Annotated in this window: 9 protein-coding genes; 6 read left to right on the plus strand and 3 right to left on the minus strand. The window is 46.5% G+C overall.

Annotated elements, in window-relative coordinates; translation table 11 throughout:
* Positions 1-26 precede the first annotated feature (26 nt).
* Positions 27-680 carry an oligogalacturonate-specific porin KdgM family protein gene (locus tag BCV39_RS17485; RefSeq protein ID WP_240699163.1) on the plus strand — a complete coding sequence of 218 codons (654 nt, stop codon included), beginning with the start codon at positions 27-29 and terminating at the stop codon, positions 678-680.
* A 77-nt stretch (positions 681-757) separates the two neighbouring features.
* The gene (locus BCV39_RS17490; protein ID WP_102432999.1) at positions 758-3,208 is read left to right on the plus strand and encodes a family 20 glycosylhydrolase; all 2,451 of its coding nucleotides are present in this window, start codon (positions 758-760) and stop codon (positions 3,206-3,208) included.
* Positions 3,209-3,308: 100 nt separating this feature from the next.
* Here the strand turns inward: BCV39_RS17490 and BCV39_RS17495 are convergent, their stop codons facing one another.
* Positions 3,309-5,384, minus strand: a complete 2,076-nt coding sequence (locus BCV39_RS17495) for an ATP-binding protein (RefSeq protein WP_048660489.1) — start codon at positions 5,382-5,384, stop codon at positions 3,309-3,311.
* A gap of 208 nt (positions 5,385-5,592) precedes the next feature.
* Between BCV39_RS17495 and BCV39_RS17500 the strand changes: the two genes are divergently transcribed.
* From BCV39_RS17500 to lhgO, 4 genes are all read left to right on the plus strand, one after another.
* On the plus strand, positions 5,593-6,933 hold the full coding sequence (locus BCV39_RS17500; protein ID WP_048660488.1) for a sigma-54 dependent transcriptional regulator: 1,341 nt from the start codon (positions 5,593-5,595) through the stop codon (positions 6,931-6,933).
* Between the two features lie 321 nt (positions 6,934-7,254).
* Positions 7,255-8,268, plus strand: coding sequence for a TAXI family TRAP transporter solute-binding subunit (locus BCV39_RS17505; protein WP_102433000.1), 1,014 nt, complete (start codon positions 7,255-7,257; stop codon positions 8,266-8,268).
* 143 nt (positions 8,269-8,411) lie between these two features.
* The gene (locus tag BCV39_RS17510) at positions 8,412-10,589 is read left to right on the plus strand and encodes a TRAP transporter permease (protein ID WP_102433001.1); all 2,178 of its coding nucleotides are present in this window, start codon (positions 8,412-8,414) and stop codon (positions 10,587-10,589) included.
* Positions 10,590-10,615: 26 nt separating this feature from the next.
* Complete coding sequence (gene lhgO, locus BCV39_RS17515) at positions 10,616-11,833, plus strand: L-2-hydroxyglutarate oxidase (protein ID WP_102433002.1); 1,218 nt, start codon at positions 10,616-10,618, stop codon at positions 11,831-11,833.
* A 107-nt stretch (positions 11,834-11,940) separates the two neighbouring features.
* On the opposite strand, the gene BCV39_RS17520 is transcribed toward lhgO, so the two are convergent.
* Together BCV39_RS17520 and BCV39_RS17525 are read right to left on the minus strand one after the other, a co-directional pair.
* Positions 11,941-12,714 (minus strand): ADP-ribosyltransferase, encoded by a 774-nt coding sequence (locus tag BCV39_RS17520; protein WP_102433003.1) that lies wholly within the window; start codon positions 12,712-12,714, stop codon positions 11,941-11,943.
* 15 nt (positions 12,715-12,729) lie between these two features.
* Positions 12,730-13,479 (minus strand): ADP-ribosyltransferase, encoded by a 750-nt coding sequence (locus BCV39_RS17525; protein ID WP_102433004.1) that lies wholly within the window; start codon positions 13,477-13,479, stop codon positions 12,730-12,732.
* Between the last annotated feature and the right edge of the window lie 10 nt (positions 13,480-13,489).

Raw genomic sequence — 13,489 nt, forward strand, 5'->3', positions numbered from 1 at the left:
CTTTAACACTACTAGCATTATTACCAATGACCTCAACTGCCGGGGGTTATGTCGATTTAAGGGCAGAGTATCGAAGTACGACAGATCAGTATCGAAGTCGTTTTATTGTTGGTCACCATTTTGATAATGGGTATGGTTTAGAAACACTGACGAATGTTCGACATGCAGCGGGAGCGTATGACGAAACGAAGGTGATTAATACTGAGTTTACCCATTATTACACCTATGCCATCAATGACAATTTTATGCTGAACCCTGGCGTAGTGATGAATTTTCAAGGCTCAAATACCTTCTTGATGCCTTATCTAAAGCTCAACTACAACTTTGACAATGGGCTCTTTGTACATGGCCGTTATCGTTATGACTTTTCGACCGAAGCTTTAGTGAATGACTATGGCAATGAAGAGACAGCAAAGCGAAACCGTTATGATATTTGGACGGGATACAATACAGACAAATACATGATTTCGTATGCCTTTACGTATTTCGACCAGATTACGCATCATACGACAGAGCTTGCAACCGGCGATCTAAATGCCCGCGAGCATACCGTCAAAGCAGTTTACAAATGGAAACCAACAGTGAGGCCATACGCTGAAGTGGTTGATGCGGATACGGTGCAATCTGAAAATGATAAAACGGATTGGCGCTTCCGAGTTGGTGTTAATTTCTCATTCTAAAACAACATAGCCTAGTTATTTTTGTGAATAGGCTCTGATAAATAAAATACAATGAAAGTTATATAGGAAAATTAATAATGAAAAAAACTATATTGTCACTATTGATATCCGGTTCAGTAGTTTCTCCAATGGCGTTAGCAATGGCTCCAAATACAGACTTGAATTTAATGCCTTATCCACAAACTGTGGAATTAAAATCAGGCCAAGTAAAAGTAGATGGTAATTTTAAAGTTTATATCAAAGGCTTTAACTCTGATCGCGTTGAGTACACCGCGAAACGCTTTATCGATCGCCTAGAGCGCCAAACTGGCGTACCGATTTTAAACTGGCAGGTTGATAGCGAAGACGAAGCGAACCTGATCATTGATATCGATGCGGCACCAAAGTCTGAAGTACAAAATATCGACTCTGTAGAGTCCTACAAGATTACCACTCAGGGTGAACAAATCACGTTGAGTGCACCAAGCCCTTACGGTGCTATTCACGGCATCGAAACCCTTTTGCAGCTCGTTGATACGACGGCGACTGGCTACCACATTCCTGCTGTCACCATTGTTGATGAGCCCCGTTTCCGCTGGCGTGGTGTCTCTTACGATACTTCGCGTCACTTCATTGAATTTGATGTGTTGATTCGTCAGCTAGATGCGATGGCGTCGGCGAAGATGAACGTGTTCCATTGGCACTTCTGGGACGACCAAGGCATTCGCATTCAAACGGAATCTTGGCCGCGTCTGTGGTCTGAAACCGCCGATGGCAACTACTACACCAAAGACCAAGTTCGTTACCTAGTTGAGTATGCTCGTAACCTTGGTATTCGTGTGATTCCTGAAGTCTCCTTGCCGGGCCACTCTTCTGCTGTGGCGCACGCTTACCCACGCTTGATGTCAGGTGGTGAAGGTCAAAGCTACGACCAAGAACGTGGCTGGGGCGTATTTGAGCCATTGATGGATCCACTTAACCCAGAGCTCTATGAAATGCTGGGTGACGTGTTCGACGAAGTGACAGAACTATTCCCAGATGAGTACTTCCACATTGGTGGAGATGAGCCGAACTATGCGCAGTGGAAAAACAGCGAAAAGCACCAAGAGTTCATTGAAGAGAACAATATCGATGGTGAGCGCGGCTTACAGTCTTACCTCAACGTAAAAGTTGAAAAGATGCTGGAAGAGCGCGGCAAGAAGATGACGGGTTGGGATGAGATTTGGCATAAAGATCTGCCAACCTCTATCGTGATTCAAAGCTGGCAAGGGCACGACAGCATTGGTCGTGCGGCGAAAGAGGGTTACCCAGGTATTCTGTCTACCGGTTACTACCTAGACCAACCTCAGCCGACTAGCTACCACTATCGTAATGATCCAATGCCAAGCGGCATCACGGTTGACGATAAGCTGAACAGTGGCGAGAAGTTCGTGACTTACCAATGGCAAAAGCCTCGCTCTAAAGGCAGCCCACGTAAGGGAACACTGACCATCATTGAAGCGAAAGACGGTACTTTCCGCGCGTTCAGTGATTACAACGGTAAGTCTCGTGAAGAGATCTACATTCTTGATTATGTGCCGGGCAAAACCTTTGTTGGCCACTTCGATAACTTCATGTCTTACACCGAGTTCAACCTTAACCTCAATCCAAATGGGTTTGCGGAAGGCAGTTATCAGTTAATTGGTAACGTGCGTTGGCCAACCACAGGTGAAGTGATTGCGAGCAGCGATGTAGAAGGCAGCGTGATCCCTGAGCCAAACGGTGGCTACCCTGCGGAGCTAACCGACAAGGAAAAAGAGCTGATTTTAGGTGGTGAGATCACCATGTGGCTAGAAAACAAAGATAGCCTCACGGTAGAAAACTATCTATGGCCACGCAGCTATGCAATTGCAGAGCGTTTCTGGTCGGATGCTGAACTGACAGATGAGCGCAGCATGTACAAGCGCATGAAAGCGATGGATACATGGTCGGAAGTGTCGGTTGGGTTACGTCACCACGCCGATGCTGACATGTTATTGAAGCGCATTGCGAAAGGCCAAGATATTCACGACCTGCGCGTGCTAGCAAAATACACCGAGCCAGCACAGTATTATGCTCGCAACTGGGAGAAGTGGAATTCCACCGAACCTAAGGGCACCTTGTACAGCCAATACGAACGCCTAAACCGCTTCGTGGATGCGCTGCCAGTAGAAAGCTACGCGGTGTATGAGATGCAAGATTTGGTTAACGAAGTCGCGACGGGTAATCAACAAGCGCTTGAGCAACTTGCAGAGCATTATCATCAAGCAAAAGCGGCTGCACTCGCTGCTAAAACTGTCTTCGCAGGTAATGTGTCTTCGGTAGAGACTGTGATTGTCGCAGAGAAAACGGTGGAAGTCGCAGACTTGGGGTTAACCTTGATTGCTAAGGAAAAAGCGGGCGAAAAAGTTCGAGCATCAGACGCGAAAGCCTACCAAGCGATACTGTCTGATTCAGCGAAAATCTACGATGAATCGATCATTGCGATAGTTCGTCCAACGGAGTCACTGCTTAAGCACCTGAGCAAGTAAGCGAGATAGAATAAGTCACACGCTAATAAACTTCTTCAAACCGCCCTCTAGGGGCGGTTTTTTTGTTCCAGAATTCCAATAGAGTATCAGGAACAAAACATCATGTAAGCGACGACTCACTGTCGGCACTCTTAAGCGTTAGCGTGAACGTCATTCCTTGTTCAGGGTTGTTCTTAGCAATTAGATAGCCTTGCATATCGCGCACATTGTTAGCGGTGATGGCGAGTCCGAGCCCGAGTCCTTCACCCATTTTTTTGTTGGTGTGGAAGGGTTCGAAAATGGTTTCTAGTTGGTCTTCGGATACGCCACAGCCATTGTCTTGAACCTTGATGATAACTCGCTGCTGCTCGGTATGAGCGCTGATAACAATGGTTGCTGGTTTCTGATTTTTCGTGGCATCGACGGCATTTCTAAGTAGGTTGCCAAGCACTTGACGAAGCCGCGCCTCTTCTCCCATTACCATCGAAATATTGGAAGCTACACGCACGCGAATATCGACGTTTTCCAATTCGGCTTGATGAATACGTAGGATTTCTTGCAATGCGTCAGTCAGTGAAACTGGGTAGGGCTTTTCAAGTCTTTGAAAGGCGAACGACTTCAATTGGCTGGTCATGTTAGCCATTCTGTCGATTAGGCTCATGACCAAGTCCATGTTCGCTTTCAACATCTTAGTCTCGCCTCTTTCCATCAGTAACTGGTTACTCGAAAGCAGAGTTTTTAGACCGGTAAGCGGTTGATTAAGCTCATGAGTGATCGCACTCGACATACGCCCTAATGCGGCAAGTTTGCTTGATTCAACCAACTCTTGTTGTGCATCTTTGAGGTCTTGCGTTCGCTCTTCTACCCTCAATTGAAGTGTTTTATTGGCTTCCTGAACCGCGATCTCCGCTTTTTTACGTTTACTGATATCAATCACAGTACACAGGTAATAGGTTGTGGCATGCCAAGGAAAGGGGCTAATAGAGAACAACACCGGGAAGTAGCTGCCATCGCTGCGCCTTGCCATGGTTTCAACACTAGTGATCTCGGCCAGCTCCTGATGTTGCTCTAAGTTCTTCAACAACTGCAAAGTGGTTGAATTCGGGTTACTGGCCTCAAAAAGTTGCCATGCTTTGATGTTGTTGATCATCGAATCAGATAGGCAGAAGTAGTTTTTGGCCATCAGATTAATGTCGTGGATGTGGCCGTGTTTATCGATCAGCACAAGTCCAACGTGTGTCTTGTTGATCATTCCAGACAATCGTTTTTCAGATTCTTCAATCAGCTTTTGGATTCGTAGGTTGCTGAGTTTTTTCTGGCGTCTTTGGTAGAGAATGACCAGCAATAGCATGATGAAAAGACAGCCCACCGCCACGCTCCAACTTATCCAGTTAGTGGTTTGATTGAGGCTAGTTAATGGGGTGAGATAGGTTAAACGCCAATTGAGGTCATCTAATTTGATGGACTGAATTAGGTAATCCTTACCTTGCAGTCGCCAAACGCGAATGTGGGTTTGGTCGTACAACTCGCGTTTGGTGGCAGTAGGCTGAGAATTGAAGGTGTCGTTAAACCAGTCAGCACTCAATCGGTTATCACTTGAGAGAAAGAACTGATCGCGAGGGTTCTGGAACAGGACTGCTTCGCCATCAGCAAACCATTGATCAGTCAGCAGCGATAAGTCAATTTGCACCGCAACAATGCCTACCACATCAGCGGCTCGATACACCGGAGCAGCAATAAAGTAATCTGGGGTTACGCCTTTGTTTTTGGTTACTACTGAAATCGCCCCACCTTGCTGGTGGATTTTCGACACAATCGTGCTGGCGTTCTTTTTGCTCAGCTTGCTTCTTTCTACACTCGATACCAACAAATCGCCTTCGCCAGAAAGCAGATACCAGCCCTTGGTGTTGGCCGCTTTATCCAGTTGAATCAGCTGTTTCTTAATGCGTTTTTCAAGGCGGGCTTCACCATCAATGAAACGTACACTGGTTTCATCGTTCGTCACTAGGTAGGGCAGATAATAGAAGCGTTTCAGGGTACGTCTGGCTTCGGCAATGTATCCGAGGAAGCGCTGTTCTGCATAGCGTTGGGCTTGTTCGAGCTTCCATTGGCTTATACCACTTTTGGTGGTTACCTGAACCAAACCAATTAATAAACAGGCACATAGGAATAACCAATATCGATTGTTATTCATCATTGCTGATCAAATCCTTTTAAAACTAGTGACTTGAGAAGGTTTTCTGTTTGCTTTTTAAGCGAATGGAGAGTGAGACAAGTTGAAGCTAGCAAACATTATAAAACTGTTAAAGGAGTGTTATTCAAAGTGGGAGCTAGCTCCTTTTCGTCTGCGGATTTTTTACATACCGTAGGCGACATTATTCAGAGGTAAGTGGCGGAACCAAACCATGCAGCGTATAGCTTTGATTGAAGATGATGCAATTGTGCGTCAAGCAACCAGCCAATGGTTACAATTAGCGGGCTTCGATGTCACCGCATTTGAGGTTGGGCAAGATGCGTTAAACGCGGTAGAGCAGGGTGATTTCCAAACCATCATCACCGACGTTCGTTTACCTGATATAGACGGCGTTGAGTTGCTTGCGCGATTTAAGCAGTTAGTACCTGAGGTACCTGTCATCTTGATCACTGGTCACGGTGATGTCGATATGGCCGTGAAAGCGTTACAACAAGGGGCGTATGATTTCATTGAAAAGCCATTCGACCCAGAGCGCCTCTCTCAAACGGTATCTGAAGCGGTCGACAAACATCAAAGTGGCCAAGACAGAAACAGTCGTCAGAACTATCTGGATAACCTGAAGGGTATTGAACAGGTTCTGATTGGCCGCAGTAAAGTGATGTGTGAATTACGAGAGCAAATACAAAAAGTCGCCTCGATTGATACCAATGTGATCATTTATGGTGAAACCGGCTGCGGTAAAGAGCTGGTCGCCTCTTGTCTGCATGAGTTTAGCCAGCGAAAACCTCATCCGTTTGTGCCGCTAAACTGTGGCGCGATTCCAGAAAACCTCTTTGAAAGCGAGCTGTTTGGACACGAAGCCGGAGCATTTACTGGTGCGGCCAAGCGACGTATTGGCAAGCTTGAATTTGCCGACAAAGGCACGGTGTTCCTTGATGAAATAGAGAGCATGCCATTGTCGATGCAGGTTAAGGTTCTACGAACTCTACAAGACAATGTTGTTGAACGTGTCGGTGGTAATCAGCAACAAAACGTTGACCTGCGAGTGGTGTCTGCTTCGAAAAGCGATCTACTCAATCACCCTGATTTTCGCCAAGATCTTTTCTATCGTTTGAACGTCGCACAGCTGCACTTACCTCCACTCAGTGATCGCGAAGAAGATGCCTTACTTTTGTTTGAACACTTCACCCAAGAAGCAAATCCCGAAACACGAATAGCCAGTGAGGCTGATCGTTACGCTTTATTGTCTTATGCGTGGCCGGGTAATGTGCGTGAGCTGCGCAATGTCGCGATTCGTTTTGCGTTAGATGAGAGCCTAACAGTTGGGGATATCTTGGCGTGTCGTCCCAACTCGGTAACGGAGTCTGCCACAGCGGGAATTCCGTTGGCGGTGCAGGTGCAGAGCTTTGAACGCAAGGTGATTCACGATGCGTTAGTGCGTTATCAAGGGCGTATTAATGATGTGATGCAAGACTTGGATCTACCTCGTAGAACATTGAACCAAAAAATGGTGCGCTATGCGCTGAATCGAAGCGACTATGTCGAATCTTAGTGAGCAACAAGACTGTAGTGTTTATTGAAAATTAATGAGCAATAAATGGCTCACACTGTATTTGTGATTTTATAACTGTTGGTCACATTTCTCACGTAAAGTGTGATGTGGCTAACTTTATATAGATGTTACTACCTGTTTTTAATGAGCAAAAAATGGCTCATGCTATCTTCACTGAATAAGCAATAATCCGCCTACTGTTATTGATCTTTTTATTTAAACTCAATTAAATCAATAGCTTGAATTTTGGCATTGTGCTTGCTTTCTAGCAATCGTTGTTAACAAAAATATAACGTGAATAACTCTACATGGAGAGTAACAATGAAATACAACAAGCTAGTTAAAACTTTAGCAATCGCAATGGCCTCCATTGGCTTGGTCAGTAATGTCTCAGCTCAAGAAGATCGTAGCTACATTTTAGCGACGGCTTCAACGGGGGGGACTTACTATCCAGTGGGCGTCGCCTTGGCAACATTGAGTAAAGTTAAGCTTGCACCTAAGCAGCACTTCTCTTTGGCCGCGATCAGCTCTGCGGGATCGGGTGAAAACGTAAAACTGCTGAATGAGAACGAAGCACAGTTTGCCATTTTACAAGGTTTGTATGGCGCGTGGGCGTGGCAAGGGCTAGGTCCATATGAGAAATCAGGTCAACAAACACAGCTTCGTTCGGTGTCCATGTTATGGCAAAACGTAGAACACTTCATTGTGCGCTCTGACTTAGCCAAAACAGGCACTGTGAGCGACTTAGAGAACCTGAACGGTAAGAAATTCTCTATTGGTAAGAAAAACTCAGGTACCGAGAACTCGGGCCGTCAGATCATGCAAGGCCTGTCCGTAGACCCAGAACAATTTAAACTTGCCTTTATGGGGTACGGCGGCAGTGCGAGCGCACTACAGAATGGCACGATTGATGGCATGAACACGCCTGCAGGCGTACCTGTTGGCGCGGTGACCCAAGCGTTTGCAGCCTTGGGTGAAGACATTCAAATCCTGTCGTTTACCGATACTCAAATTAAACAAGCGAACGGTGATTACAATATTTGGACAAAATATGAAATCCCTGCAAATACTTACCCGGGTGTAGATAAGCCAATCACCACCATCGCTCAACCTAACTTCCTAGCGGTTCGTGAAGACATCTCTGAAGAAGACGTGTACCAGCTAACCAAGGCTATCTATGAAAACCTACCTTTCCTACAAGGTATCCACAAAGCAACCAAAGCAATGGCACTCGATAAAGGGATTGCAGGCCTTCCTGTTCCGCTTCACCCGGGCGCGGCTCGTTACTATAAAGAAATGGGTATCGATATCCCTTCTGAGTTGATCGTCAACTAGCTAGTTCCCGACAAGTTATTGGTTGTCCACTGACCCTTCGTGACTTAATTGCTTGGTGCTCGTTCGCTAGAGAACGCGTTCGTGCACCACCTCACTTTATGGATTTTCTCTGCGCGTTTGGCTGTGGAGAGCAGGAGTTTTCTATGAGCGATTCGCTGCAGCAGGAACTGAAAAAATTTGAACTGCCGACCCGAACGGATTTTCCGTGGGTGGGCAAAGCGATAACGACAATGGGAGTAATCCTCTCCCTATTACACATTTGGTTTAACACCTTATCTACTTTGCCAGAGCTTTGGATCTCGGCGACCCACTTTGCTGGCTTTGCGATCATTTGTGCACTTTGGTATCCCGCCCATATCTCGCTGAAAAAGAGCAAGATCGCTCTGGCGGTCGATATCGGAATCGCTTTGGCAGCTCTGGCTTGTCTTATCTACATCCCCTTTGCAGAAGATGCTTTGTATGAGCGAGGCGTGAAGTTTATCGCCAGTGATTGGTTCTTTTCTATCTTGGCCATTACCATCGTTATTGAGCTGATTCGACGCACCATGGGCTGGTTTATTCCGGTGCTTATCTTAGTGTGTTTGAGCTACGTAGTACTGTGGGGACAATGGACCAGCGGCATCTTCCATTTTCCGGGGTTGAGCCTTGAAACACTGCTTTACCGAAGCTTTTACTCATCAGAAGGGATGTTCGGTTCTATCTCACGAATCAGCTGGACCTTCGTGTTCATGTTTATCCTATTTGGCGCATTCTTAGTGCGATCGGGCGTTGGTGATTACATTATTGATGTGTCTCGCGCCGCCGCGGGCAAAGTGATTGGTGGCCCTGGCTTTATTGCGGTGATTGGTTCTGGCTTGATGGGCTCAGTGTCCGGTTCGAGTGTGGCAAATACGGTTTCTACTGGCGTAATCAGTATTCCCTTGATGCAAAAAGCGGGTTTCCCTTCGCGCTTTGCCGCGGGTGTGGAAGCAGCTGCATCGACGGGCGGGCAGTTGATGCCACCTGTGATGGGCGCAGGTGCGTTTATCATGGCGTCTTACACGCAGATCCCTTATGTCGATATCATTGCGGTTTCCTTCGTTCCTGCGCTTATCTACTTTTTGTCGGTGGCCTTTTTCGTGCGTATTGAAGCAAAGCGTAGTGGTGTCCAAAAGGTCACTTCTGGCTGTGAACCGCTGTTGAAGGTATTACTGTCAGGTTGGCACAACCTGATCCCGTTAGCAGTCTTAGTGACTCTGTTAGTGAAGGGCTTTACGCCGACTTACGCCGCTGGTATCTCGATCCTCTCTGTAGTGGTAGCTTCATGGTTCTCTAAGAATCACAAAATGGGACCAAAAGCGATCATTGAAGCTCTCTCTCAAGGTGCGAAAAACATGGCGACCACGGCGGTATTGTTGGTGGGTATTGGCCTTGTCATCAACGTGATCAGCACTACGGGTATTGGTAACACATTCTCATTGATGATCAACAGTTGGGCGAACGGCGATTTGTTGGTGATGATTGCCTTGATCGCGCTGGCATCTTTGATTCTCGGTATGGGCCTGCCCGTAACTGCGGCTTATATCGTGTTGGGTACTCTATCTGCTCCCGCTTTGTACAAGTTGATTGCTGAAAGCCAATTACTTGACCTGTTGGTTTCGGGTCAGTTACCTGAACAGGCGAAAGCGATCTTCATGTTGGCAGCGCCAGAAAAGCTGGAACTGCTTAATGCACCTATGGCTTTGGAAACCGCAAAAGAACTGATTGCGTTAGTGCCCGCTGATTTTGTGGAAACGCTGCTTGAACAAAGCTTAGGCTTGGAAGCGATCAGCCTTGCTCTGCTCTCTGCACACCTGATTATATTCTGGTTATCGCAAGATAGTAACGTGACGCCACCGGTTTGTTTAACCGCCTTTGCGGCAGCGACGATTGCTAAAACGCCGCCAATGAGAACGGGCTTAATGGCATGGAAGATCGCCAAAGGTTTGTATTTGGTGCCACTGCTTATCGCTTACACCAACTTGGTAAGTTGGGATGTGACCTCGGTTTTGGTTACCGGTGGCTTTGCTATTATCGGTACGTACGCGTTTATCGCAGCGATTGAGGGTTACCTAGAAAGTGAAATCAATCTCGTTCTTCGTGTTGTATTGATTGCATTGGGGGGCGCTTTGGTTTGGCCTGATGTGTCGATCGTGATCCGCTTGGTATGTGTGGCGCTGTTTGTTGGCATTTTTGTCTACAGCGGCCGCAAATACGATTCTAATCAAGTGAAAAAGGAACAAGAACGTGAGGAGTCAAAATTGCCTCAAACCGGGTCTAACGCTGTCGCGGCTTCCCTATAACTAAAAGGACTGAGTGTAGGAATATTATGAACTCAATATACGACTATATTATCGTTGGTGGTGGCATTGTTGGCGTATCGACCGCATGGCAATTACAACAAGCTCACCCTGATAAAAGTATCCTTTTAGTCGAGAAGGAGCGCGGCTTTGCGCAGCACCAAACTGGCCACAACAGTGGTGTGATTCACGCAGGCGTTTACTACGCTCCAGGCAGTTTAAAGGCGGATTTCTGTAAGCGTGGCGTCGAGCGCACCATCGCCTTGTGTAGCCAACACGATATTCCCGTTGAAAACTGCGGTAAGTTGTTGGTCGCGACTAATGAACAGGAAGTGAAGCGCATGAACGCGCTCTATCAGCGTTGCCACGATAACGACATTGATGTCGACCTCTTGGATCAAGCGCAGCTCAAACTTGCAGAGCCGAACATCACGGGCTTGGGCGCGATTTATGTCAAAACCACCAGTATCGTCGACTACAAAAAAGTCACCGAAGTGATGGCTCAAAAGTTTGTTGAAGCGGGTGGTAAGCTCAGCCTCGGCACGGAAGTGATTATGGCGGATGAGCAAGAAGATGAGGTGCAGTTAACGTGCAAAGTGGATGGGCAGACTCTACAGCTCAACAGTCGATTTTTGATCACTTGTTCTGGTTTGATGGCGGATAGAATGACCAGCATGCTTGGCATTGAAACCGACTTCCAAATCGTGCCTTATCGCGGTGAATACTATCAGCTTGATCCTAAACATAACCAAGTGGTGAACCACCTTATCTATCCGATCCCTGACCCTGAACTGCCTTTCCTAGGCGTCCATTTAACACGCATGATTGATGGCTCGGTAACGGTAGGGCCAAACGCGGTTCAAGGTTGGAAGCGAGAAGGTTATGGCAAGCTTAACTTTAGTTTCAAGGACACTTGGCAAATGCTGAGCTTTGCGGGTTTTTGGAAGGTGACTGCGAATCACCTGAAAACTGGTTTGGTTGAGTTTAAGAACTCGTGGTGGAAACCGGGTTATCTAAAGTTGGTTAATAAGTACTGCCCAAGTATTACGGTGTCAGATTTCAAACCATACCCAGCAGGCATTCGTGCTCAAGCGGTACTGAAGGATGGCACCTTGGTTCATGATTTTCTGTTTGCTGAAAGCCCAAGAAGCTTGCATGTGTGTAATGCACCATCGCCTGCAGCGACTTCGGCAATGCCGATTGGTGAGTATATTTGTACTAAAGTGATGCGTAAAACCGCCAGTTAATAGCGCTAGATTAGCGAATATCAGTAATAAAAAAGACCATCATTTCGATGGTCTTTTTGTGTTTAATCGTTCGTTAAGAACATAACCTGAGAAGACGGTGCATTACGCTACAGGCAGTAGAGGGAACTGCGATTTCGAAGGGAGACTTCTTCACCATTAAAGCTGTCGTATATATGGATATCGGGTTCAGCCTTAAGATAACGACTAGGGTTCTTTACCTCTCTCATCTTGATGTAGTTTCTGTTTGGCGATATTTTTTCAATCGCTTCTACTCGAAAATAAGTGTCTGGCTTCGCGAGTATTTCTGCTTCATCTGGTTTGAACGTATACGCGTTAATGGCGCGACCTGCCGACTTGAGTTCAATTTTGAACTGAGCAGCAGAAGCACCTTCATAAACACCGGCTGAAGAAAAGTTCTTGGCGACACTTGGTAGAGTCGATGTCGATAAAAATGCTTTCTCATGCAGAATATCACCCACGTTGAGCTTATCGAGTAGTGCGTTCTTGATGGATGATCCACGATAAACCGTACCTTTGTAGTTAGGAAGTTTATTCATGACATTTCGCATATGAAAGACTCGCGACTTTAATGTGCGACCAAACATTTCAGACAAATATCCTTCTGGTTCTCCCGCCCGCATGTATTCATTGACCACGTCGTGATCCACTCGGCCATAGTTTTTGATTGCGGAATATTCTTCAGGCACCATCTTTTTTTCAGCTTTTACATGGTGCGTCGTTGCCCAATCCATCAAGTCATCCGCAATTTGTTGTTGCGCCTGATAGGAGAGTGAACGCCCTTTAAACTCAGGAAACTCCTCACTTTGTGCCGAAAAACTTGTCATTAAAGAGAGACAAAGCACCCAAATAAATCTTTTCATTGCTTGATCCTTAGCTTATGTACAAACGAGAGAGTGCCAAAATGACGCTTCTACTTCTTCGCCTGAGTAGAGGTTATATTTCTGAGTATTTTTGACGGCAGATGCCTTCACCGTTTCCACGCCGATGTAGGTATGGGTAGAGGTTCGCTCTATCTGGGTGATTCGAAAGTGTGCATTTGGCGCAAACAGAACCTCTGCTTCTTTGCTGTATTCCGAAAGCCCTGCAATGGTGTGACCCCCTTGATTGATCTTTACTTCAAACAGCACCCGCTTGAGCCTTTGTGGGGAGTTGGGATGCACTACCGAAAAGCGCTTAGTAACTTCTGGGAGAGTAGAGGTTGAAGTAAATGCTGGCTCGACCAACACGTCCCCCTCTTCGAGCTTGTTAAGCAGAGATAGTTTTACCCAAGTCCCTCGATAGGCGGTCCCTTTGTATTTTGGCAGCTTGTTGATAGCCGATTTAACCGTGCGAATGTACTGCCTCGCATCCGCCCCCGCGACACCCCATGTTGAGGTGTCAGTTGCTCTTAGGTAGTCATTAGCGGTCTGATAGCCGGAAATTGAAAAGTCTTCCACAGCTTCCTTTTCATTGGCAGTTATGAAGGAGTAGCGCCAACCATTGGAAGCCTTTGACCAGTCTTTGAAGTCTTCTGCCAGCTGGGTGACCTCTTCCTCTGAACGGTTTGGCTGTTTGATCGCATCAAACGGTTGAGAGAAGGCAGTAAAGCTCAGACAACAGAGCAGTAATAAAAGTCGAGTATTCATAGTGTCCGCC

Source organism: Vibrio sp. 10N.286.55.E10, from assembly GCF_002872555.1.
GTDB classification, from domain to species: domain Bacteria; phylum Pseudomonadota; class Gammaproteobacteria; order Enterobacterales; family Vibrionaceae; genus Vibrio; species Vibrio crassostreae.